Origin of the sequence: Paenibacillus sp. NAIST15-1, assembly GCF_001894745.1 — a bacterium.
Classification (GTDB): domain Bacteria; phylum Bacillota; class Bacilli; order Paenibacillales; family Paenibacillaceae; genus Paenibacillus_B; species Paenibacillus_B suaedae.
In genome coordinates, this window is sequence record NZ_BBYF01000003.1 from 559,076 (window position 1) to 582,738 (window position 23,663).

The window sequence follows — 23,663 nt, forward strand, 5'->3', positions numbered from 1 at the left end:
GTTACTCCTCCAATTCCTTAGGTGTGCGGATAATAATTTTGTCTCCGTCTAATTCCATAGATGCCTTGTCTTGAATATCGAGAGCTTCCAAATACTCCTTTGGCACTTGCAATCGACCGACTCGATCAACTACCACGTAGGCTTCATGATGATCCTGAAGCCCGAATCCTTCCTCACCTCCACCAGCATCCAAATTCGGATTACGCTTGATGAATTCTGTGCTAGTTAAGCCGTCACGTATGGCAACGACACGATCCACCTTCCCTGCAAGCGACAAATCATGGGTTACGATGACCACTGTTACCCCTAATTCCCTACTCATACGGCGGAAAATATTCATGATCATATCTGATGTCTGCGTATCCACAGATCCAGTAGGTTCGTCGGCAAGCAGCATTTGTGGGCGATTCGCTAGTGAAATCGCAATGGCCACCCGCTGCTGCTCACCGCCTGATAGCTGTTGCAGCTTATTGTGCATGCGATGACTTAGCCCAACCCATTCAAGCAGTTCCTTTGCATATTTGCGATCCATCTTGCCGGCCAGCATCATCGGCACTTCAACATTCTCTAACGCCGTCAAATAAGGAAGCAAGTTGCGCGCATTGTTCTGCCAGATAAATCCGACAGTATCCCGCTTGTATTCAACAAGCTCTTTATCCGAAATTTTAAGCAGATCCCACTTCCCTACCTGAACGGAGCCGGCGGATGGCCGATCCAACCCGCCGAGTATGTTCAGAAGTGTCGATTTCCCACTGCCGCTGTTGCCGATAATCGCCATCAGCTCGCCTTGCTTAACAGACAGGTTCAGCCCTTGCAGGGCAACAACTTCAATATCATCTGTTTTGAAAATTTTAACTAACCCTTCACAATGTATCACCGATTAACGCTCCTCTCCCATCTTCACGGCTTGATGGACACGTAGACGACGAATATGCATGAACAACAAGGTCGCCCCAGTAAAGATCATCACGCCAACGACGATGTACAGCTGGATCGTATCTCGTGATTCAAATACAATCCGGAATGGTGGCACCTGCATCTTGGAGCTTTCTGCCGTCTGTAGGAATGGCAGGAACAAGCGGCTCGCCACCTTCCCAAGCAAAATGCCAAGCAGGATAGAAAGCCCTGCTGTAAATAGCTGTTCCAGCAGCAGCATACCGGTTAGTTGTCTGCGCGACAACCCCATTGCACGCAAAATCCCGAACTGAAGCACACGTCTTGTCAAGTTAAAGAACCAGAACAACAAATATCCAATCAAGGAGATAATGACGGATATTAAGAAGCCCATACTCAGAATGCCAAATACGCCGCCCCGGGTAGGATGCTTGCTCTGTGTTGCAAGCTCGCTTCGTACATCCGTCACGCTGAATATTTCTATCCCTTTCTTTTGCAGTTCTGTAATGACAGGGCCTAGCGGTGCTTTGTCCTTCATTTTCAACCATACTTCATACGGTGTGATTGGTACTTGATCATAAATATAATCTAAGTTCGCAATAAAGAACGGTTTCTCGTCTGGATACATACTCGGCCAATATGGGAGTACCCCAACAATTACGAATTCAACCAACTGCTCCCCAAATCCGATGGAGATGATGTCGCCTTCCTTCAATTGATACTGCTTCGCGACATTGCTCGGGATAATCACAGCGGATTCCGTATACTTCCCTAGTGCATCCAAATAGCGGAACGGATGGTTTGGGAACAAGTCCTGACGGAACCAGGCAACCTTCGAGAAGTCGACATTGTCGATTCCCATAATCTCACCTTGACCGATTGAACGTCCGGAAATGATTACATTCCCCTTCGTCTTCAGCACTCGTGCGGCTCCTTCAACACCCGGCATCTTTTTGAAGAGCTCAAACGGCGGCTCCGTATAAATCGTCTTGCCCGCCTTCGGTGGTTGGTTGCCACCACCACCTTGCCCTGGATTGCCGCCTCCATTGTTTCCTTTGCCTTTATCCTTATCTCTAATAATCTCTTGTTCAGATTCCCATACCGTTTGGACAATGACGTCCGTACCATATTTGTACAAGGTGCGTTCTGTCGAGTTAATGTCAATCGTGCGAGCTGCCGACGCATTGTATACGCCAAGACCAAGTGTAAGAATAAGCAGAATCATAAGCGGATAATACGTCTTGGCAGAACGGGACAACTGCGTAAGCGTCAAATATAGCGGAACTGGCAGCAGCTTTCCGCCAATCCACTGCACGATTTTAAGAATAAGCGGGAACAATCGTAAAAAGAACAGTCCGCACGCAAAAATCGCGAGTGCCGGCACAAAAAATAGAAATGGCTGTACTTGCAGCTGATCAGAGCTCACTCCTGATTGGAATGTCAACAACTGTCTCTCATTAAGCAGGTAATAGCCATAACCCGCCAAGCCCAGCAGCAGGACATCAAGGAACCAGCGCTGCCATACAGGCTTGCGGTCTGATCGTGCCATCTTCTGCTTCAAGTTCACGATAGATGAACGAGCGAAGACTACTGCTGGTATAATGCTTGCGAACAAGGCAATGACAACTGCAGCCACGCCAAATAAAACAGCATCTGTCGTAAATCCTACCGGAATAGACTTCCGATTTACGAACTCCAGGAAGCCGTTCGCCGAGCCTATTGACTTCGCCATAAACCAGCCGAATATAGGGGCCAATGCCAGAGCCAACAAGCCGAGAATGATTCCTTCCAATAGATAAAGCCATATAATCTGCCGCGTACTTGCTCCACGGCTTCGCAGCACAGCAATATCACTTTGCTGCTTCTCTAGCGATTGACTTGCATTCATCGCAATATAATAGAACACCATTGCAATCATCGGTGCAGCAAGCGTGAACAGCATCATTTGCAACTGTACGCTCTGACTGCGGAATTCATTCAATACCTTCGCGAAGGAAATCTCCACTTGCGTTCCCTTCAGCTTCTGGTACAAATCAATATTCAAGCGTTCTAGCATAGAGCTAAGTGAGGACAACTGACTTGTCTTTACCTCGCGCAGATCAAACGCATAATACCAACTGGATACAGAGATCGGCAGCTTTTTCTGTTCCATCAAATGATCGAACGTTGCCGGTGAGACGTACAAGGAATTCATCATTCCTTCTAAGCCCTGGAACCAATAAGCACTCGTATCTTCTTTCGGCTTAAAAGTACCTACCAACTTCACCTTCAGCACGGTATCCGTGCCGGTTACTGGGTATTCAAGCTCGTCACCAATATGGAGATCATTGCGGTACATGGCTTCCTCCATCATGACAACCTGCAATGTCCCATTCTGCTCGCCATCTTCATATTCCTTACCCAGTGTCCACTCTACTCGGTCGTTCAAATCGGATAAAGAGCCAAGCGTCATCGTTCGAACCCGGCTGGCATCAACCTTGCTCGGATCTACAGGGTAAACTTCTGTTCCTCGGAGCGAACGCGCATTGACAAAGATTTGAGCTGGAAACCCAACCTGCGCCTTCACATCCTCACGTATGTAACGATCAACTTCCTTTAATTCTTTCGGATCCGTCTTGGTTCCACCTGTCGCCTGGTACTTGATTGACAACGAGCCGGCTGGCATTGCTGCACTATTGTCCTCCAATGTCTTCGAGACAACCCGCTTCAAGGCGCCATCAGCATACATCGGAATGCTGACTGTAAAGGATACAGCCACAATGAGCCCTAGAAGTGTGCTGAACGTAAGCCAGCGGGTATTCCACATTTTCCGGAATAGAAACCGCAACAAAGGAATGCCCATTAGCGACCCACTACTTTCTGTCCAGGCTCAAGTCCTTTTTTGATTTCCAATCTCGTTGCATCCTGTTCACCGATTTCCACGTCAACCTCACGTTTGCCATTGTCATCAACGACTTGAACATAGGTTCTAGCACCAAGCGTGCGAAGTGCGGATGGCGGGATATAGACAACATTGCTCCGTTTCTTCGTAATAATGGTCGCACCAAGCATGGATCCACGCGTTACTGTAGAAGGCAGCTTATCATTCAATGTCACCGTTACATATTTATCAATCCGATCCTGTTCAGGCATATTGCCCCCGCCCGGATTGTTGTTGTTGTTGTTCCCTCCGTTGTCCTTGTCTGATGTAGGAGCAGGAAGCGCCTTAACCTTTCCTTTTAAAATTTTGCCTGTCGAATTAATGCTTAGTTCAACATCCATTCCAGGGGCAATTTTCTTCAAATCATCCTTCGGTACATCCACCGTAACAACCAATCGGGATGTATTGGCGATTGTCGCGACAGGGTCATACTTCTTCGTCATATTCCCTTTCTTCGCAGCGACGTTAACGACCGTTCCAGCGAATGGAGCAGTAACCAATCCTTTTGCGATATCGTTTTCTACTTCCGCAATCTTTTCGAGAGCCTCTTCGTATGCGATTTGCTCATCTTCGAATAGAATTGGATCCATCTCATCCTTCTGGCGGAGCGTTTCTTTCATCTTCACTTCCAACTTGCGAAGCTCTCTCCGCTTCGAACGCAGGTCCCTTTGCATTTCTTCAACATCAAGTACTGCCAATACCTGACCTGCCTTTACGTTGTCGCCGTTCTTGACCTTTACATCCTTGACAGGCTTATTATCAAGCGTGAAGAAGAACGTCTCTTCCTGCTCCGACATTACCTTCCCTGTTGCCTTCACATCAGATATCCATTCGCCCTTCATAACATCATATTCGGGCTTCTTCGAGATTGCTGGCGGCGTAATTGTCGGCAGCGTCTCTTCTTGTTCCTCATCTGGAAGCAAGGAACATGCAGAGGTAAGCATCATGACCCCGCACATCAATATCAGCGCGGAGCGGCGCCATTTCTTCCTTTTATCTACTGCCTTATGAGATGAATTTTCCGTCGACCATTTCATAAACATGATCAGCTACCTCCAAAATTGTAGGATCGTGGGTTGTCATACAGATTGCGATCTTCTCAGAACGTATAATTTGCCGGAATACTCCCATGACCTGTGCACCCATCTGTGAATCAAGTTCTGCTGTAGGTTCATCTGCAAGCAGCAACAGAGGCTTATGCGCGATCGACTTCGCAATCGCAACACGCTGCTGCTCACCGCCGGACATTTCGAACGGACGGTGCTTCATTCGCTTTCCGAGACCAACCAATTCCAAACAATGCTGTACGCGTTCCTTCCATAAATGACGCGGAATGTTCGCCATACGCAGCGACAGCTCGACATTCTCATATGCAGATAACAACGGCATCAAAGCAAACGCCTGAAATATGAATCCGATATCATTGCGTCTTGTAAAGGTGCGCTTGTTATCGCTCCAAGATGAGAGCTCCTCTCCTCGAAAATAAATCTCGCCTTTTGTAGGCAGATCCAGGCCGCCGAGCATGTTAAGAAGAGTCGTTTTCCCTGAACCGGAACGACCTTTCAGCATTACCAACTGACCTGGGTTAACCTGCATATTGATGCCTTTCAGGACATGAAGCTTCTCACTGCCCACTTGGAAGGTTCGTTCCACACCGCGAACTTCGAGGATAGGTTCATCTGTAGCGACAGGAACCGCACGTTCAGGCCATTCTGAAGATGTTTTTTTGTCGTCTATGTATTTCGCCTCATTATTCGCAACTGTCTCGTCCTGATTATGCACTGCGAGATTTGGGGTTGCCTCGTTAGCCTCGACCTCGTCAGCCTGCTTCCGTTTGCGAAGCCATTTCATCCTTATATCTGCCCCTTTCTCGGACATGACGTCAAACTCTCCTCAAGTATAAACGAAAGTTTTGCGTGAAAAGTTACAATGATCTTAACCGTTTTTCTGTAAAAATGACAAATATTCTGATTATTTTTTGGTAGTCTTTTGTCAGTTCATGACTCTATCAAAAAAGAGACCCTTCCTCATGATGCAGGAAAGGTCTTCAAGAAATGCTATCTATAGAAATAGAATTCAAAATCAAATTCAAATTCGCCTTCTTTTCTTCTTAGTTGCCCCATGTCGTTGGATCATGACGCCATGCTTGGAGCACATCCATATCTTCGGCTTGAATAACACCATGATCCAGTGCCGTCTGCGTCAGTGCTGTATAGTTCGACAGCGTGCGAAGTGGAATCCCTGCTTCCTCGAATGCAGAAGTTGCTTTTTCCAATTGGTAGCTGAAGATCGCCAGTACTGCCAATGGCTCAGCTCCTGCTTCCTTGACGGCAAGTGCGGCTTTCAAGGAGCTTCCACCTGTAGAAATCAAATCCTCTATGACAACAACCTTCTGTCCAGGACGAATGATTCCCTCAATTTGATTTTGCTTTCCGTGGCCTTTTGCCTTGTCGCGAATATAAGCCATTGGCAAGCCAAGCTTGTCCGCTACCCAAGCAGCATGCGGAATGCCTGCTGTAGCTGTGCCTGCGATAACTTCTGCATCAGGAGCGTATTGTTTCACCAAGGAAGCAAATCCTTCTGCAATTGCATCTCGAATCTCTGGGTAGGACATCGTCAAGCGATTGTCGCAGTAGATTGGAGATTTCATGCCTGACGTCCACGTAAATGGTTCATTTGGACGAAGCGCTACCGCTTGGATATTTAATAGATGCTGTGCAATTGTGCGTTCCAGGTTCGTTGTAGTCATTAGTTCAACAGCTCCTTCATAATAGATAGAATCGCGTTGCGTGGATTCGGTGCAGCAGTTATCGGGCGGCCGACCACAATATAATCTGTTCCTTGCTCAAATGCTTGTGCTGGAGTCATGACACGGGATTGGTCACCCTTTGCACTGCCTGCTGGACGAATCCCAGGCGTAATCGTCTGGAATTCTTCTCCGCAAGCAGCCTTAATTGCAGTTACTTCCTGAGGCGATGCCACAACTCCATCAAGCCCTGCTAGCTTCGTCAGCTTCGCATAACGTACGACAGTGTCAGCTATCTTGCCAGGAATTCCGAGTTCCTCATTCATGACCGTTTCATTCGTGCTCGTTAATTGCGTGACTGCAATCACGACGGGTCGCTTCAATTCCGCATTTTCAGCCAGTGCCGCTTCAACACCCTCCATAGCAGAAGCCATCATCGCTGCACCGCCGCCGGCATGGACATTGAACATATCAACGCCTAGCTTCGTGATGCTGTTCGCTCCACCCTTAACTGTGTTCGGGATATCATGCATCTTTACATCAAGAAAAACTTTGTAGCCTTTATCCTTCAGCTCGCGAACAAACGCTGGGCCCGCCGCATAGAACAACTGCATGCCTACCTTCATATAACAAGGGATTCCTTGCAGCTGCTGCAGCAGCTCTCTCGCTGCGTCTGCATTCGGATAATCCAGTGCGACCATAATTCTGCCCGCCGCTTCTGCCTCGCTCCATCGTTTGTTCATCGTGACACCTCTTCGTATTTTTCTCGTACCTTACCCCAAGCTTCGTCCATAGCCTATTCATACTCCGAGGAGGCCTTGCGGCCTCCTCGATTCTGCTTCTATTGTGAGACGATACTCGTCTATTACTTCTGTGATTACTTCTGAACAACCGGCATTGCGCGGGATGAGAAGTTGATTTGCTCCAGCATGCCCAGCAGCGCGTGTACAGTATCCAGCGATGTCATGCAGACTACGCCGTTCTCTACTGCTTCGCGGCGAATGCGGAAGCCATCGCGTTCTGGCGTTTTGCCCTTCGTCAAGGTGTTGACAACGAAGTGCGCCTCTCCTCCGCGGATGAGATCCAGAATGTTAGGCGAGCCTTCTGTCAGTTTCTTGACATTTGTCACGCTCAGACCTGCATTTTCAAGCGCAACCGCTGTTCCACCAGTCGCAATGATCTTGTAGCCAAGGCCCACGAAACCGCGCATCAATTCAACTGCTTCTTCCTTATCCTTATCTGCTACTGTACAGATGATGGCGCCAGTTGAAGGAATCTTCATACCGGAACCGATAAGGCCTTTGTACAATGCCTTCGCATATTGCTTGTCGCGTCCCATAACTTCACCTGTTGATTTCATCTCAGGACCGAGTGTCGGTTCAACGCGGCGCAGCTTCGCGAACGAGAACACAGGAACTTTAACCGATACATGGTCATCTTCTGGCCACAAGCCCTCTTGATAGCCAAGGTCACTCAGCTTCGTACCCAAGATAAGCTTCGTTGCCACATTCGCCATTGGAATGTTCGTCACTTTACTTAAGAATGGAACCGTACGCGAGGAGCGTGGATTCACTTCAATCACATATACTTGGTCATGGTAGATGACGAACTGGATGTTAATCAAGCCGACCGTCTTCAGTTCCTTTGCGATGCGAATCGTAACATCCACGATTTGCTGCTTCAGCTCTTCGGACAAGTGCTGTGGTGGATATACCGCAATCGAGTCACCGGAGTGTACCCCTGCGCGCTCAACATGCTCCATGATACCAGGGATGAGCACCGTCTCGCCATCACAGATGGCATCGACTTCAACCTCTTTGCCAAGCATGTAGCGGTCGATGAGAACCGGATGCTCAGGGTTGATTTTCACTGCTTGCTCCATGTAGGTCAACAGTTCTTGGTCAGAGTACACGATTTCCATTGCGCGTCCGCCCAGAACGTAGGATGGACGAACAAGTACCGGGTAGCCGAGTGATTGTGCCGTACCTACTGCCTCGTCAACAGATGTTACCGTGCTGCCTTGCGGCTGTGCAATATGAAGGCGCGACAGCAAAGCTTCGAATTTCTTCCGGTCTTCCGCTTCATCGATGCTCTCCAAGCTCGAACCGAGAATCCGCACACCAGCGGCTGCCAGCGGTGCTGCAAGGTTGATAGCCGTTTGTCCACCGAATTGGACGATAACCCCTACCGGCTTCTCCTGCTCAATAACATTCATTACGTCTTCGAAGAAGAGCGGCTCGAAGTACAAGCGGTCTGATGTGTTGAAGTCCGTTGATACGGTCTCAGGATTGTTGTTGATGATTACTGCTTCATACCCTGCATCTTGAATCGCCCATACCGCATGTACAGTCGAGTAGTCGAATTCGATACCTTGACCGATGCGAATTGGACCAGAGCCAAGTACTAAGATTTTTTCTTTATTGGATTCAATAACTTCATTTTCTACTTCATAGGTCGAGTAGTAGTACGGTGTTGTCGCTTCGAACTCTGCCGCACATGTATCGACCATTTTATAGACAGGCTTCAAGCCTTGTTGTACCCGATAGTCACGAACCTCGGCTTCCTTCGTGTAAGTGCCGCCAGGCTGGCCTTCACTGCGCAGTTCAGCAATCGCGCGGTCTGTGAAGCCCATGCGCTTCGCTTCGTAGAGCGTTTGCTCAGTCAGTGTTTCTTCTTCACGAATGCGATCCTCAAACTTGACCATGCCTTCCAGCTTGTCGAGGAACCACCAGTCGATTTTCGTGAGATCCTGCAACTGCTGCAGTGTGTATCCGCGGCGGAATGCTTCTGCCAGCAAGAACATGCGCTCATCATCTGGTGTTTGCAGACGATATTCCAGTGTTTCTTTGTCCAGCTCTTCCGTACCTTTCAACATCAAGCGATGTACGCCGATTTCCAGGGAGCGGATTGCCTTGTGCATGGACTCTTCGAATGTACGTCCGATAGCCATGACTTCGCCAGTTGCTTTCATTTGCGTACCGAGCTTACGGTTCGCTTGTGTGAATTTATCGAACGGCCAGCGTGGAATCTTCGATACGATGTAATCGAGTGTAGGCTCGAAGCATGCGTATGTTTGCCCCGTAACTGGATTCACGATTTCGTCAAGTGTGTAGCCGACCGCGATTTTCGCTGCCATCTTCGCAATCGGATAGCCTGTTGCTTTCGAAGCGAGTGCAGAAGAGCGGCTGACACGAGGGTTAACCTCGATGACATAGTATTGATAGCTGTGTGGATCCAGCGCGAACTGAACGTTACACCCACCCTCGATGTTGAGCGCGCGGATAATTTTAAGCGATGCGGAGCGCAGCATTTGATACTCGCGATCCGACAGCGTTTGGCTCGGTGCTACGACAATACTGTCGCCTGTATGGACACCTACCGGGTCGAAGTTCTCCATGTTGCAGACTACGATACAGTTGTCGTTCGCGTCACGCATAACTTCGTACTCGACTTCCTTCATGCCCGCGATGCTCTTCTCAATCAAGCACTGTCCGATTGGACTGTAGCGGATACCTGATGCAACCGTATCGCGCAACTCTTCTTCGTTCGCACAAATACCGCCGCCTGTACCCCCAAGCGTATAAGCAGGACGGACGATGATTGGGTACCCAATCGTATTTGCGAAGTCAACTGCTTCCTGTACCGAGTTGACAATAACACTTTCCGGTACCGGCTGCTCCAGTTCACGCATCAGGTCGCGGAACAAGTCACGGTCTTCTGCGCGCTCAATGGAATCTAGCTGCGTCCCGAGAAGCTTCACGTTCTCTTGCTCAAGCACACCTGCACGAGCAAGTTCCATAGCCATATTCAAGCCAGTCTGGCCACCCAGTGTCGGAAGCAATCCATCTGGGCGCTCTTGGCGGATAATCTGTGTTACAAACTCCAGAGTAATCGGCTCGATATACACCTTATCGGCCATATTTGTATCTGTCATAATCGTAGCTGGGTTGCTGTTGATGAGAACGACTTCCATGCCTTCTTCTTTCAGTGCTTCACATGCTTGTGTTCCTGCATAGTCGAACTCGGCTGCCTGACCGATTACGATCGGGCCTGATCCGATAACAAGGATTTTCTTGAGGTTGTTATTTTTCGGCATTTTATAGTTCCCCTTTCAGCTGTGCTACGAGCTCCGCTTGGCGCGGAGTCTTAGGTTGATTGCGTTTATGCTCTCGAATCATATCAATGAATTGGTCGAACAAGTAGCTGCTGTCATGCGGACCAGGAGCCGCTTCTGGGTGATATTGTACCGAGAAGGCTGGGTACTTCGCATGTGCAAGTCCTTCAATTGTTTTATCGTTATTGTTGATATGAGTTACTTTCAATTCCGTACCTTGTACCGAATCCTCCAGAACTGTATATCCATGGTTCTGAGAAGTAATATAGCAGCGATTCGTTGCGAGCTCTTTAACCGGATGGTTTCCACCGCGATGGCCGAACTTCAATTTCCCAGTGTCAGCTCCGCAAGCGAGTGCGAACAATTGGTGTCCCAAGCAGATACCGAAGATTGGGTACTCTCCAAGAAGCTCTTGCAGCATCTTCACAGCATGCGGCACATCCTTCGGATCCCCAGGGCCGTTGGACAATTGAATTCCATCAGGGCGCAAGCGCCGAATTTCGTCTGCTGTTGTGTCATGAGGAACGACGACTACATCACAGCCGCGCTTTGTCAGCTCGCGCACGATACCGCTCTTCGCGCCGAAGTCGACAAGTACGATGCGTTCTTTGTCACCAGGGCTGGAGAACATCTGCTTCGTTGAAGTGCGTGCTACTTGATCCCGCATCAATTCCGCAACACCTAGCATTTCCTTCAATTCTTCTATTGATTGGTTACCCGTTGTCAGCAATCCCTTCATCGTACCAAAGTGACGAAGCTTGCGAGTCAGCATGCGCGTATCGATGCCGCTGATGCCTACGATGCCGTATTCTTTCAGAAGACGGTCTACCGAATACTCAGCGCGCCAGTTGCTAGGAACTTCTTCATGTCTGCGCACGACGAACCCGTTTACGTAGGGACGAATGGATTCGAAGTCATCGCGCGTAATGCCGTAGTTGCCAATCAGCGGGTACGTCATCGTTACAATTTGTCCGCAATAAGATGGGTCGGATAATACCTCTTGATATCCTGTAATCCCTGTATTAAATACAACCTCACCTACAGACTCACCGTCTGCACCGAACCCCGTTCCTGTAAAGAGGGTACCATCTTCCAACAACAATCTTGCTTGCATGTCCGTCACTCCTCGCTCTCTATCTTATGCACTTCACGTTGCTATTCTTATCTATCTATAATGGACTATCTATCAATCTTGTTACTTGCTCCATACAAGACGGCCGTCTACGAATGTCTTCACTGGCCATCCCTTCAAGCTCCAATCTGTGAACGGCGTATTCCGTCCCTTAGTCAAGAATTCGTCCGGATTCACCTTATGCTCGGTCTCCAAGTCAATAACCGTAATATCAGCCGGCGCTCCTTCTTCAAGACGTCCTGTATTCAAGCCGAACGTTCTTGCCGGGTCGCTTGTCATGCGATTGACGAGCAGAGATAGCGGCCATTTGCCTGTCGCTACAAATTTCGTATAAAGGAGAGGGAATGCAGTTTCCAATCCGACAATACCGAACGGTGCAAGCTCCATCCCTTTGGCTTTCTCTTCTTCACTATGTGGTGCATGGTCTGTTACGACAATGTCGATTGTGCCATCTACCAGCGCCTCAATGCAGGCTTCTACATCGCGAGGCGAGCGAAGCGGTGGATTCATCTTCCAGTTTGCATCCAATCCCGGGATATCTTCATCTGAGAGAAGCAGGTGATGTGGACATATCTCTGCAGTCACCTTCACACCGAACTGCTTCGCTTGACGGATAAGCCGAACGGACTGTTCTGTGCTAACGTGGCACACATGATAATGTACGCCTGTCGCTTCTGCCAGCAGCACATCCCGGCCTACATGAATCGCTTCCGATTCATTCGGAATCCCCTTCAATCCATGCTTGCGGGCGAACTCTCCATCTGTTACTGCCGCACCTTTAACTAGCGAATCATCTTCGCAGTGTGCGATAACCGGCATGCCCAGTTCCTTGGCCCAGTTCATCGCATCCTTCATCATTTGGGCATTCTGTACGCCAACCCCATCGTCTGTGAAGCCGACAACACCTGCATTTTTCAAGGCTACAAAGTCTGTAAGCTCTCTTCCCAGCTCACTCTTCGTAATCGAGCCATAAGGCAAGACCTTCACATAGCCTTCTTGCTTAGCCTTATCGAGTATAAGTTGTACCGTTTCTGATGTGTCTGTGACTGGACGTGTATTTGGCATACATGCGATTGTTGTAAATCCACCCTTTGCCGCGGAGTGAGTACCTGTTGCAATCGTTTCTTTATGTTCAAAGCCAGGCTCTCTCAAATGAACGTGCATGTCGATGAAGCCTGCCGATACGAATTTTCCTTCGATGTCATGAACTTCTGCTCCCGCTGGAGCAGCTTCTTCGCGATTCGTAATCCGACGGATGACGCCTTCTTCCATCCAAATGTTAGCGTCAACCAATTCGCCTTCGGTATTTAATATCTTTGCATTTGTTAATACGATCATCGGTTTCTCTCTCCTTACGGTGCCATTGTGAAGTTTTCGTCCGTTTGGTTGGTATTTTTCAATTTCATTCAATTTCAATCTATCGATTTCTTCTATATAAGATGTGATTCCTATGAGAGTGCTCGCTCCAGTACTGCCATCCGTACGGGAACCCCGTTTGCCATTTGCTCGAAGATTCGCGACTGTTCTGCTTCAACGACCTCGTCATCGATTTCTACATTGCGATTGACAGGAGCTGGATGCATAACAATCGCATGTTTCTTCATCAATGCGACGCGTTCAATCGTCATGCCGTACTCTGACCGGTACGCCGCTGTCGAGTGCATCACTTCTGATTCATGACGCTCAAGTTGTACGCGAAGCATCATGACCACATCTGACTGCAGCGCCTCATCCATCGTCACAAACGGTGCATCCAAATCATGAGCACGCATATTGTCCGGTGCACAGAAGCTTACGTTCGCTCCGAACTTGCGAAGCGCGTATAAATTAGAGCGTGCCACTCGGCTGTGCTCAATATCTCCGACTATCGTGACATTCAGTCCATCTAGCTGTCCAAAATGCTTGCGCATTGTGTACAGGTCTAGGAGTGCCTGTGTAGGATGCTCATTATTCCCGTCGCCTGCGTTGATCAGCGGCATCTTGACGCGTTCCGCAATTTGTTCCAAGAGCCCAATCGGCTTCAAGCGGATAACCCCTGCATCCATGCCCATAGATTCGAGTGTTCGAACCGTATCGTAGATTGATTCGCCCTTCTCTACACTCGAGGAGGATGCAGAGAAGTTGATAACCTCTGCACCCAGACGCTTCTCGGCTACTTCGAACGAACAGCGGGTGCGCGTGCTGTTCTCGAAAAACATGTTGGCTACAAATTTATTTTTTAATGCATCTTGTACTTTAACATCCTGCCCATCCCAATGTGCGGCTCGATTCAAAATGGATTCGATTTCGAATCTGCTTAGTGACTTTAAGCCCAGTAAGCTGCGGTCTTTTACCGTACGTTCCAACTGTATTGTCATTACTGCTACCCCCTGTGGTGTACGATTTTCACTTCATCGATGCCGTCTAATTCCTTCAAGGCAACTTCAATCTCTTCGGTGCGTGAAGTCGGTACGTTTTTACCGACATAATCAGGTCGAATCGGCAATTCCCGATGCCCTCTATCTGCCAGTACCGCCAGCTGAATCATTTGCGGTCGGCCCTGATCCATTAGTGCATCCATTGCTGCACGAATCGTCCGCCCTGTATAGAGCACATCGTCGCACAAGATAATTTTCTTATCCTGTATTGGGAATGGCTCACTAATGTCTGCCGCCTCCCGCTCTTCCCGCTTCTTGTCATCGCGATATCTCGTGATATCCAACTCTCCGACTTGAATGTTCACATTCTCAATCAGTTGGATTCGTTCGGCAATGCGCCTTGCGAAGAAGATCCCTCTTGTCCGGATTCCGACAAGTACACAGTTTTCAATGCCTTTATTTCGTTCGAGAATTTCGTGTGCGATCCGTGTTAGTGCTCGTCGAATCGCTGCTTCATCCATAATGATGTTGAATTCGGTCGTGCTCATTTGGATTTTGTCTCCTTCCGTTTTCCCACCCTTACACGAGTAAGGACTGGGCTGTTTATCGATAGTGTGCGCAGATACAAAAAAACTCCTTGCCCGTAGGCAAGGAGTTGTGCATTCACGATATGCGCGGAAAGAAGCTGCATGAAGCTACAGCGCAGAAGTAGAAGCTCTTCGCGATCCATCATAGCTCTCGGCATCTGACGGACATGCTTCTTCCTTCCGCTCTTCACGTGTTCTTTCTCGTAAACGAGCGTTACCTTGCCAGTCTCACGGGACTGATTTAAAGGTCTTATTTGATTAACTGGATTATCCCACTTCTCACGATCCATGTCAAGTAATACTACTCATATAAATTTTAGAAAATATATTCAACGTCGGTAAGTCTGCGCTTGAGCTCACTCATTACACGCTTCTCTTCGGCCTCGCCCCGGGCTTGGAACGTAACCGAAAACCGAATAAAGCGTCCTGCATCATCCCAAGGCACTGTCGAGATTAACTTCTCTCGAATCAAATATTGGGAGAAGTCCTCAGCCGTTCTGAATTCTGGCCCGCCCTGTACCGCCTTTGGCGCTTCAACATAGAGGAAGAAGGAACCTTGCGGCTTAACGGCGCGGAAGCCCGCTTCATTAAGTGCTGCAACTAGCAGGTCATGACGGCGAGAGTATTTGTCAGCGATCGCTTCCGTAATCTCTGGATGAGCCAGGCCGTATGCAGCTGCCTTCTGGATCGCGATGAACTGGCCGGAATCGTTATTGTCCTTGACGTCACCGAATGCCTTCACAATGAGCGGATTGCCGGCAATAAAGCCAATGCGCCATCCCGTCATGTTGTACGATTTGGACAAGGAATGGAGCTCAACCCCAACGTCCTTCGCCCCAGGTACGCTCAAGAAGCTTAGCGGCTTGTTGCCGTCATAGGTCAACGCTGCGTAAGGGGCATCATGTACAATGATGACCTTATGCTGCTTCGCCCAAGCAATGGCCTTGGCGAAGAACTCAACACTCGCTACTGCTCCAGTTGGATTGTTCGGATAGTTCAAATAGAGCAGCTTGGCCCGTTGGCACACCTCTTCAGGGATAGCATCCAAATCAGGCAAGAAGTTATTGTCAGCCGTAAGCGGAATGTTATACACTTCTCCTCCTAAATATTTCGTGTGCGTACCCATTACCGGATAGCCAGGAACCGTCATAATCGTAATGTCCCCTGGATTGATGAAGCAGGAAGGCAGCATCGCAAGCGCTGGCTTCGTACCAATGGAATGAAGCACCTCAGTGTCTGGATCAATTCCTTCGACCTGAAATACTTCTTTCAAGTAGGTTGCCGCAGCATGCTTAAACTCTGCAATGCCATTATCAGCGTAACCGCGGTTTTCGGGCTTGGACGCTTCTTCTGCCAATGCAGCCACGATACCTGCGTCAGCCATTTCATCCGGTTCACCGACACCCATATCGATCAATTCCACATCAGGGAACTGTAATTTGGCAGCAGCCTTAGCTCGTTTGATCTTTTCAAATTTGTAGATATTCGTGTCTTTTCCGTAATTGGCTCCACCAATTCGCTCTGCAAATGTATGTTGAATATATGTGTTTTGATAAAATTCTGTCGTCATCTTATCCAGCCCCTTCTCCTGCACCAGTCTTATATCATCGGTTATGATGCCAATGTATTAACTATGCTTGATAATGACGACGAAAGGAATGAACGATCTCCAATACAATTTGCACTTTTTTCACACGAATATCAGAATACACACTATTTTACAACTAAATATCATGGTTTAATTTGCATAATTACGACTACACAGCAACTATCTATTGCGAATGGAATGAAGCAAGTTCTCCATGTCTTCCGGAAGCGGAGCATGAAGTTCCACAGTCTCCCCGCTTGCAGGATGTGCGAATCCCAGCGTCATGGCATGTAATGCCTGTCCATTCATAGTCAGACCGCGCGTCCCTCGACTGTACATTGGATCCCCGACAAGAGGATGACCAATGAATTTCATATGCACACGGATCTGATGTGTACGACCTGTCTCCAATTGCAATTCAACAAGGGTCGCGTCTCCGAACCGCTCCATTACTTTAAAATGTGTCACTGCATGCTTGCTGTTATTCTCGGTTACGGTGTACATCTTCCGATCATGGGTATCACGCCCAATTGGGGCGTCGATTGTTCCTTGATCATGAGGCACATTCCCGTGCACAAGCGCCACATATTTCCGTGTAACCGAATGTTCTTTCAGCTGTGCTGCTAGGTGAACATGTGCGCGATCATGCTTGGCCGCCATCAACAAGCCTGATGTATCCTTATCAATGCGGTGAACAATTCCAGGCCGAAGTTCGCCGTTAATACCAGACAAATCACGACAATGGAACATCAATGCATTAACAACCGTCCCCGAGGTATGTCCTGGTGCTGGATGGACAACCATTCCACGCGGCTTATTAATTACAATAACGTCCTTATCTTCAAAATATACATCCAGTGGAATATCCTCAGCTACAATATCAGCAGACTCCGGCTCAGGCATTGTCAGTGTGATGACATCTTCGGCTGCTACTTTGTAGTTCGGCTTCACTGGATTACCATTCACGAGCACATGCTGATCACGTATCCATAGTTGGACTTGTGACCGAGAAACCTCTTCTTCAATTGACTCTGTAATAAATTTGTCGATCCGATCTTTGGCATTAGCCGACTCGACCGTCCATATGTATGGCTCTCGACCTTCGTCCCCTGCTTGTTCTTGCAATCGATGTTCTTCTGTCATTACTTACAATCCCCTCTATGCTAATCCTATGCTTGGTTCGATGAATGATCTTGTTGTTCTGCAGGTGTACCCGTGCCGGATTGATTCTCCCGCTTCACGGTAACGAGCGCATCAAGCAGTACCAGTCCTACGCCGATACAGATTCCCATATCTGCTACATTGAATATTGGGAACGTGTACGACCCGAAATTGAACTGCAGGAAATCAACAACTTCCCCTGTAAGCAGACGGTCGATAAAATTGCCGATCGCCCCACCTAAGATCAAGCTGAGTCCCAGTGGCAATATGACTCCACTCTGATGTTTAATCTTCTGCATATACCATACAAGTCCGATTACTACCACTGTCGTAACGACAATGAAGAACCAGCGTTGATTTTCTAAAATACTGAAGGCCGCCCCCGTATTCCGATGCGACGTAATCAAGAAAAAGTCACCAATTACCGAAATTTTTTCTCTCAGTTGCAAATTCGTAGCGATCATCCATTTGCTTACTTGATCAATCAGCAAAACGATAAAGGCGATAATATAGTACCACACGTGCCACAGTCACCTCATTTAATTTTTATTAAGTGTGAAAGAACTTGAAGCTGTGCTCATTGTATCACAGGAGCCGAACCCAAACCAATCCAACGCCTACGCCATTTACCACGCAGGAACGTCCTTCAACTTGCACATGCTAGACATAAGTTACGCCAACGCGAAAGGAGCGTTCTGCACGAATGAATCGACTATCCTCTGAACAATTAAACAGCTTGCAACAACAATTGCTGCAATCCAAGGCTCAGATCGAGCGCCGTCTTCATCACGGAGATCATTATGGTTTGTCCAATTCCTTACGTGAAAACACAGGAGAGCTGTCTACACTGGACAATCACCCCGCGGACGTTGGTACTGAGATGTTCGAGCGCGGTAAGGACATCGCACTAAATGAGCACGATGAAATATTGCTTGAACGCATTGATACTGCCCTATCCCGCATGGATAAGGGACAATACGGCAAGTGTGTTGCATGCGGCAGAGACATCCCTTATGAACGTCTTGAAGCCGTCCCTTCCACGATGTATTGCGTCGAGCATTCCCCTGAGCAGATTGTGTCCGAACGTCGGCCGGTCGAAGAACAGTTTCTTATGCCTCCATTCGGGAGGACTAGCCTTGACGAAGATACGCAAAATGGCTTCGACGGTGAAGATGCTTGGCAAATAGTCGAGTCCTGGGGGACATCCAATACACCTGCCATGCATGAAGAACGCGACGTCGATGATTATGGCAATCTCTACATCGAAGCATCCGAAGAACTCGATGGCTGTGTTGAAGCCTATGAGAGCTTTGTCGCTACGGATATGACAGGACGCCATGTAACTATCGTTCGCAATCGTCAATATCGTCAATATATGGATAACCAAGAGGGCGTCGGGTTATTCGAGCCTGATCAAGAATATGATGCCGATTACGATGGGAATCAATAGAACTTCGCATCAAGCTGATGTTGAACAATTCGTACAATGTCAGCGATAAAATCACCGATGATAGGCAGATTGAGCGCGCCTAAATATTGCAAAATGTAGACAATGATAGCCGTAAATAGCGTAAATCCAATCGCAATTCCAACACCGCGGGCCGCTCCACCCATGAGGTTCACCCAGATCAGCTTGCGCGGATTGAACAGCAATTCATTGTATTCTGAAATTCTAGACTTCTCCATCGCTTGTGCAATTTGCAGCGTATAATCATGAATGCTCTTCATCATTTTTTTAGCATCATCTTCATCTTGCGTAGTGGTGATGGATACGCCTGCTTTTGATTCTCCTTGGGTATCCAATGAACTCGAATCCGTCAATTGCTGCCCACTCTTGGTTGTGTGAGTATTGCCCCCTTGTTGAATTGCTATTTGTTCACGCTCGGCACTTGGGTTCTGTGGATTTGTAGAATTGTTCGAATCATGCGCTGTCATGACATTTCCTCCTCTGTGAAAGCCGATGTACTACATCCCCTTATATCGCAAAAAGAGCGTGACCGAACAGATGGATTAACCATCTGCAAGGTCAACGCTCTCCCCCTCTTATTCGTCATAGACTCCCCTGAATTGGAAACATCTATACGCAGAAACTGCTACGCAATTGCGACTCGGATCGTCTTCTGTCCCAAATCAACGGATTCCATACCCTCTTGAGAACCAAACGACAAGTTCGCAACGAGTACGTTATCACGCAGTGTGGACTCGAACGCTTGAATCGCCGCTTGCAATTGCGCATCGACATCCAGAACGATATCGACCCGTTTCTCAATTGGCAGATCAAGCTTCTTGCGCAAGTCTTGGATACCGCGAACAACTTCGCGAACCCAGCCCTCTTGCTCGAGTTCCGGCGTAATCTCCGTATTCAATGCGACTGTAATTTTATAACCTGATGCTGATGCGAAGCCAGATTTCGCTTGCTTCTCAATCAGAAGCTCCTCACGTGTCACCTCGAAGCTTTCACCGTCTTGGTTCGTGAAGTTCCATACACCGGATTCGACGATACGACGAGTGTCCTCAGCAGCCATCGACTTCAAAGCGCCTTGCAGGACACCGACATTTTTGCCGTATTTCTTGCCGGCTACTTTGAGGTTAAGCTTCAATGTAAAATCAACAAAGCCGGAGTCGCTTGTCTCGAGGCGAATCTCCTTCACATTGATCTCTTCCTTGATGACTTCTTCATAAGCCTCCAGATGGAACTCTCGATCCATGGACACGATAAGTTCAGACAGCGGTTGACGCGTTTTGATGCCTGTTTCATTACGTACGTTGCGTGCCAGCTCAACGATTTCACGAGCTGTTTCCATATCGCGTTCCAATTCGGCATCTATCAAGGCTTGATCTGCAACAGGATAGTCAGCTAAATGCACACTCTCGCTTGTGCCGCCAAGATTCATGTAGATGTCTTCTGCAATCATCGGAGCATATGGCGCGATAAGTTTGGACAACGTGAGCAGAACACGGCGAAGCGTTTGGTAGGCGGTCAATTTGTCCTCTGTCATCTCGCTGCCCCAGAAGCGGTCACGGGAACGGCGGATGTACCAGTTGCTCAACTCATCGATGTAAGACTCGATAGCTTTTGCCGGATTCAAGAAATCATTCGCTTGCAGTCCTTTGCTTACACTTGCGATCAGCGTATGCAAGCGAGACAAGATCCAACGATCCAGCTTGTTGTTCGATGGACGCTCTTCATATGCACTAGCATCATATTGATCAATGGAAGCATACAGCGCATAGAAGGCATGCGTGTTCACAAGCGTATCAATTACTTTGGATTTCGCTTCTGCTACGATTTGCTTCGAGAAGCGCTTCGAGTTCCAAGGTGCACTATCCGACAGCAATGCCCAGCGGAATGCATCTGTACCGTACTCATTGATAATATCCCATGGATCGATAACATTGCCCTTCGATTTGGACATTTTCTGTCCATTTTCATCGAGCACGTGACCCGTTGAGATAACGGCCTTGTATGGCGCTATGCCTTTATACAGCGTTGCAACGGCGAGCAAGCTGAAGAACCAGCCTCGAGTCTGGTCAATTCCTTCACAGATGATGTCTGCAGGGAACTGTTCTTCGAACTTCTTCTCATCTCCGAACGGATGATGGTGCTGAGCGAATGGCATCGAACCACTATCGAACCATACGTCAATAACTTCTGACGTACGTTCCATTACACCGTGTTCGCAATGTGGACAGTGCAGCTTAACTTCATCCACATATGGCTTATGCAGCTCCAGGTTCTCATCTACCGGCGACGTCGCACGATCGCGCAAGTCTTGATGGCTGTCTGGCGAGTATTCACCTTTACAGGATCCGCATACCCATACGTTTAGCGGTGTGCCCCAGTAACGGTTACGGCTAATATTCCAGTCCACCAAGTCTTCCAAGAAGTTGCCGAAGCGGCCTTCGCGAATATGACCAGGGTACCAGTCGACCTTACTGTTATTTGCTATTAATTGATCTTTAACCGCTGTCGTCTCAATGAACCACGATTCTGTCGCATAGTAGAGAAGCGGCGTTTTGCAGCGCCAGCAGAATGGATAGCTGTGCTCGTATTTTTCCTTGGAGTACAAGGTTCCGTTCTCAGACAGCTTCTTCACGATGTCGATATCGCAATCCTTCACGAAGCGTCCTGCAAAATCAGTAATCTCATCGTTATAGCGGCCTTGGGCATTCACAACACTGATGAAGCTGATTCCATTCTCACGGCAGCTCTTGTAGTCGTCTTCACCGTGAGCCGGGGCCATATGAACGATACCCGTACCGCTGGAATCTGTTACGAAATCAGCAGCGACGATAAGATGTCCCTTCTCGGGCACAACATATGGGAATGGAGCAGCATACGTCTTGCCAATGAACTCAGAGCCTTTATGCTCAGACAAGATCGTGTACTCGCCCTGCATCACATCTTCAACCAGATTTTTCGCAACGATATATACACCGTCTTCTTGCTGAACGCGAACATAATCCATGTTCGGATTCATGGCAAGTGCAGCGTGTGCTGGCAATGTCCACGGTGTGGTTGTCCAAGCAAGCACATATTCGCCATTGTCATGCAGCTTGAACTTCACAGTTGCAGACAAATCCTTCACCGTTTCATAACCTTGTGCTACCTCATGCGAACTGAGTGTCGTTTGGCAGCATGGGCAATATGGACTTACACGGTGCCCACGGTACAACAATCCTTTTTTATGAATCGTGGACAGGATGTGCCACACACTTTCAATATAGTTGTTATCAAGCGTGATGTATGGATCATCGAGATTCGTCCAGTACCCGATCGCTTCCGTAAGCTCACGCCACTGCTTCTCATATTCGAATACACTCGCTTTACATTTTTTAACGAATGCTTCTACCCCATAGTTCTCAATTTCCTGTTTGCCAGAAATGCCAAGCTGCTTCTCAACACCAAGCTCTACAGGTAGACCATGTGTATCCCAGCCCGCTTTACGCACGACACGATAGCCGGACATTGTCTTGTAGCGGCAAATAAAGTCCTTAATTACACGTCCGAGCACGTGCCCAATATGAGGCTTTCCGTTTGCTGTAGGCGGTCCTTCATAAAATACGAAATTAGGTTTGTCTGCGCGATGCTCGATGGACTTGGCAAATGTATCTTCCGCGTTCCATTTCGCCAATACACGCAGCTCCCGTTCCCGGGCGCGTTCTTTGACATCAACTTTTCTCACAGTGATACTTCCTTTCTTCGATACATAATTGAGGAAACAAAAAAAACCTCCTCCCAAAAAGGGACGAGGTTCTGCTCGCGTTACCACCCTTGTTCCGTCCAACAATGACTTACAACATTGTCGTACGGCACCTTCATCATGCATGCTTCTCCAAGCATACAAGCCCCCAATAACGGAGGGGATCCGGATATGCTTACTACGCCAGCCTTAATCCAACCAACTGCATTCGGCATATCTTCTCTGGGATGATGTCTGAACACGATTCGTTCGTCGGTTCTCACCTGCTCCGACTCTCTGAAGAACGGATGGGCGTGTCAGTGCGTTCCCGTCATTGAATATCACGTTATTAATACATATTTATATCGTGTTTTGCGGCAAATGTCAATCAGCCGCCCCTACGACTAATACAATTCTTTAACTTCCTTCACTTCTTCACGCTCAAGCGCATCCCAGCCGTCTTGATTGAGCAGCTCCATCTGAGCCTCAACCAATGTGCGGAAGCGTGCACGATAGATCGAGGATTGCTTCTTAAGCTCCTCAACTTCCAACGCAACTTTGCGCGACTTCGCCAGTGCATCGTTCACGATGCGATCTGCATTTTTCTCAGCTTCTTTGACGATAAGCTGTGCTTCCTTCTTCGCATTGCTCTTCACTTCATCCGCAGCTTCTTGTGCAACGATGATCGTTTTGCTCAAGGTTTCCTCAAGATTCGCGAAATGGTCAAGCTTGTCCTGCAAGGAGTTTGCATGGTTTTGCAGTTCCTTGTTCTCGCGAATTAGCGCTTCATAATCTTTAATAATCTGATCGAGGAACTCGTTAACAGCGTCCTCATCATAACCGCGCAGCTTGCGGCTAAATTCCTTGTTATGTATGTCTAGTGGTGTCAATGGCATCGTGTGCACCTCCTCAAAATTACAAAAGCATGCGGCAAATCATGTCTTTTCGAACCCTCTTAGCTGCAAACGTACAAACTACAGC

Annotated in this window: 20 protein-coding genes; 1 reads left to right on the forward strand and 19 read right to left on the reverse strand. The window is 48.2% G+C overall.

The window, feature by feature from the left end; translation table 11 throughout:
• Position 1: 1 nt before the first annotated feature.
• The 15 genes from PBN151_RS10260 to lspA all read right to left on the reverse strand — a co-directional run bounded on the left by PBN151_RS10260 (position 2) and on the right by lspA (position 18,020).
• Positions 2-877, reverse strand: coding sequence for an ABC transporter ATP-binding protein (locus tag PBN151_RS10260; protein ID WP_021256723.1), 876 nt, complete (start codon positions 875-877; stop codon positions 2-4).
• A gap of 3 nt (positions 878-880) precedes the next feature.
• On the reverse strand, positions 881-3,736 hold the full coding sequence (locus PBN151_RS10265) for an FtsX-like permease family protein (protein WP_072728854.1): 2,856 nt from the start codon (positions 3,734-3,736) through the stop codon (positions 881-883).
• The gene (locus tag PBN151_RS10270; RefSeq protein WP_021256725.1) at positions 3,736-4,857 is read right to left on the reverse strand and encodes an efflux RND transporter periplasmic adaptor subunit; all 1,122 of its coding nucleotides are present in this window, start codon (positions 4,855-4,857) and stop codon (positions 3,736-3,738) included. The genes PBN151_RS10265 and PBN151_RS10270 overlap by 1 nt, the downstream gene beginning before the upstream one ends.
• Positions 4,820-5,692, reverse strand: coding sequence for an ABC transporter ATP-binding protein (locus PBN151_RS10275; RefSeq protein WP_021256726.1), 873 nt, complete (start codon positions 5,690-5,692; stop codon positions 4,820-4,822). The genes PBN151_RS10270 and PBN151_RS10275 overlap by 38 nt, the downstream gene beginning before the upstream one ends.
• Before the next feature lie 232 nt (positions 5,693-5,924).
• Entirely contained in the window at positions 5,925-6,563 is a 639-nt protein-coding gene (gene pyrE, locus PBN151_RS10280) for an orotate phosphoribosyltransferase (RefSeq protein ID WP_072728855.1), read from the reverse strand.
• Complete coding sequence (pyrF, locus tag PBN151_RS10285; protein ID WP_072728856.1) at positions 6,563-7,303, reverse strand: orotidine-5'-phosphate decarboxylase; 741 nt, start codon at positions 7,301-7,303, stop codon at positions 6,563-6,565. The genes pyrE and pyrF overlap by 1 nt, the downstream gene beginning before the upstream one ends.
• 134 nt (positions 7,304-7,437) lie before the next feature.
• The gene (gene carB / locus PBN151_RS10290) at positions 7,438-10,656 is read right to left on the reverse strand and encodes a carbamoyl-phosphate synthase large subunit (protein ID WP_072728857.1); all 3,219 of its coding nucleotides are present in this window, start codon (positions 10,654-10,656) and stop codon (positions 7,438-7,440) included.
• A gap of 1 nt (position 10,657) precedes the next feature.
• The gene (gene carA, locus PBN151_RS10295; RefSeq protein WP_072728858.1) at positions 10,658-11,788 is read right to left on the reverse strand and encodes a glutamine-hydrolyzing carbamoyl-phosphate synthase small subunit; all 1,131 of its coding nucleotides are present in this window, start codon (positions 11,786-11,788) and stop codon (positions 10,658-10,660) included.
• Between the two features lie 81 nt (positions 11,789-11,869).
• Complete coding sequence (locus tag PBN151_RS10300; protein ID WP_072728859.1) at positions 11,870-13,144, reverse strand: dihydroorotase; 1,275 nt, start codon at positions 13,142-13,144, stop codon at positions 11,870-11,872.
• Between the two features lie 110 nt (positions 13,145-13,254).
• On the reverse strand, positions 13,255-14,163 hold the full coding sequence (locus PBN151_RS10305) for an aspartate carbamoyltransferase catalytic subunit (RefSeq protein WP_072728860.1): 909 nt from the start codon (positions 14,161-14,163) through the stop codon (positions 13,255-13,257).
• Positions 14,164-14,168: 5 nt separating this feature from the next.
• A complete protein-coding gene (gene pyrR, locus PBN151_RS10310; protein WP_021256733.1) occupies positions 14,169-14,711 on the reverse strand; it encodes a bifunctional pyr operon transcriptional regulator/uracil phosphoribosyltransferase PyrR in 543 nt (180 codons plus the stop codon).
• Complete coding sequence (locus PBN151_RS10315) at positions 14,708-15,040, reverse strand: hypothetical protein (RefSeq protein WP_028531264.1); 333 nt, start codon at positions 15,038-15,040, stop codon at positions 14,708-14,710. The genes pyrR and PBN151_RS10315 overlap by 4 nt, the downstream gene beginning before the upstream one ends.
• A gap of 26 nt (positions 15,041-15,066) precedes the next feature.
• Positions 15,067-16,320 carry an LL-diaminopimelate aminotransferase gene (locus PBN151_RS10320; RefSeq protein WP_072728861.1) on the reverse strand — a complete coding sequence of 418 codons (1,254 nt, stop codon included), beginning with the start codon at positions 16,318-16,320 and terminating at the stop codon, positions 15,067-15,069.
• Between the two features lie 198 nt (positions 16,321-16,518).
• A complete protein-coding gene (locus PBN151_RS10325; protein WP_072728862.1) occupies positions 16,519-17,481 on the reverse strand; it encodes an RluA family pseudouridine synthase in 963 nt (320 codons plus the stop codon).
• A 26-nt stretch (positions 17,482-17,507) separates the two neighbouring features.
• Positions 17,508-18,020, reverse strand: coding sequence for a signal peptidase II (lspA, locus tag PBN151_RS10330; protein ID WP_072728863.1), 513 nt, complete (start codon positions 18,018-18,020; stop codon positions 17,508-17,510).
• 182 nt (positions 18,021-18,202) lie between these two features.
• On the opposite strand from lspA, the gene PBN151_RS10335 reads away from it, so the two are divergent.
• Positions 18,203-18,949: a TraR/DksA C4-type zinc finger protein gene (locus tag PBN151_RS10335; protein ID WP_072728864.1), complete on the forward strand. Its 747-nt coding sequence runs from the start codon at positions 18,203-18,205 to the stop codon at positions 18,947-18,949.
• On the opposite strand, the gene PBN151_RS10340 is transcribed toward PBN151_RS10335, so the two are convergent.
• From PBN151_RS10340 to PBN151_RS10350, 4 genes are all read right to left on the reverse strand, one after another.
• Positions 18,943-19,230, reverse strand: a complete 288-nt coding sequence (locus PBN151_RS10340) for a DUF5665 domain-containing protein (RefSeq protein WP_051250047.1) — start codon at positions 19,228-19,230, stop codon at positions 18,943-18,945. The two genes, PBN151_RS10335 and PBN151_RS10340, sit on opposite strands and share 7 nt — an antisense overlap.
• A gap of 362 nt (positions 19,231-19,592) precedes the next feature.
• Positions 19,593-22,685 carry an isoleucine--tRNA ligase gene (ileS, locus tag PBN151_RS10345; RefSeq protein WP_072728865.1) on the reverse strand — a complete coding sequence of 1,031 codons (3,093 nt, stop codon included), beginning with the start codon at positions 22,683-22,685 and terminating at the stop codon, positions 19,593-19,595.
• An 80-nt stretch (positions 22,686-22,765) separates the two neighbouring features.
• Positions 22,766-22,966 (reverse strand): hypothetical protein, encoded by a 201-nt coding sequence (locus tag PBN151_RS30700; protein WP_139070715.1) that lies wholly within the window; start codon positions 22,964-22,966, stop codon positions 22,766-22,768.
• A gap of 120 nt (positions 22,967-23,086) precedes the next feature.
• Positions 23,087-23,578: a DivIVA domain-containing protein gene (locus tag PBN151_RS10350; protein ID WP_021256741.1), complete on the reverse strand. Its 492-nt coding sequence runs from the start codon at positions 23,576-23,578 to the stop codon at positions 23,087-23,089.
• Positions 23,579-23,663 lie beyond the last annotated feature (85 nt).

Bases quoted from the DNA above. Each gene is read 5' to 3' on its own strand.
- PBN151_RS10265 (WP_072728854.1), bottom strand. From the start codon at position 3,736: ATGGGCATTCCTTTGTTGCGGTTTCTATTCCGGAAAATGTGGAATACC.
- PBN151_RS10270 (WP_021256725.1), bottom strand. From the start codon at position 4,857: ATGTTTATGAAATGGTCGACGGAAAATTCATCTCATAAGGCAGTAGAT.
- PBN151_RS10275 (WP_021256726.1), bottom strand. From the start codon at position 5,692: ATGTCCGAGAAAGGGGCAGATATAAGGATGAAATGGCTTCGCAAACGG.
- pyrE (WP_072728855.1), bottom strand. From the start codon at position 6,563: ATGACTACAACGAACCTGGAACGCACAATTGCACAGCATCTATTAAAT.
- pyrF (WP_072728856.1), bottom strand. From the start codon at position 7,303: ATGAACAAACGATGGAGCGAGGCAGAAGCGGCGGGCAGAATTATGGTC.
- carB (WP_072728857.1), bottom strand. From the start codon at position 10,656: ATGCCGAAAAATAACAACCTCAAGAAAATCCTTGTTATCGGATCAGGC.
- carA (WP_072728858.1), bottom strand. From the start codon at position 11,788: ATGCAAGCAAGATTGTTGTTGGAAGATGGTACCCTCTTTACAGGAACG.
- PBN151_RS10300 (WP_072728859.1), bottom strand. From the start codon at position 13,144: ATGATCGTATTAACAAATGCAAAGATATTAAATACCGAAGGCGAATTG.
- PBN151_RS10305 (WP_072728860.1), bottom strand. From the start codon at position 14,163: ATGACAATACAGTTGGAACGTACGGTAAAAGACCGCAGCTTACTGGGC.
- pyrR (WP_021256733.1), bottom strand. From the start codon at position 14,711: ATGAGCACGACCGAATTCAACATCATTATGGATGAAGCAGCGATTCGA.
- PBN151_RS10315 (WP_028531264.1), bottom strand. From the start codon at position 15,040: ATGGATCGTGAGAAGTGGGATAATCCAGTTAATCAAATAAGACCTTTA.
- PBN151_RS10320 (WP_072728861.1), bottom strand. From the start codon at position 16,320: ATGACGACAGAATTTTATCAAAACACATATATTCAACATACATTTGCA.
- PBN151_RS10325 (WP_072728862.1), bottom strand. From the start codon at position 17,481: ATGACAGAAGAACATCGATTGCAAGAACAAGCAGGGGACGAAGGTCGA.
- PBN151_RS10335 (WP_072728864.1), top strand. From the start codon at position 18,203: ATGAATCGACTATCCTCTGAACAATTAAACAGCTTGCAACAACAATTG.
- PBN151_RS10340 (WP_051250047.1), bottom strand. From the start codon at position 19,230: ATGATGAAGAGCATTCATGATTATACGCTGCAAATTGCACAAGCGATG.
- PBN151_RS10350 (WP_021256741.1), bottom strand. From the start codon at position 23,578: ATGCCATTGACACCACTAGACATACATAACAAGGAATTTAGCCGCAAG.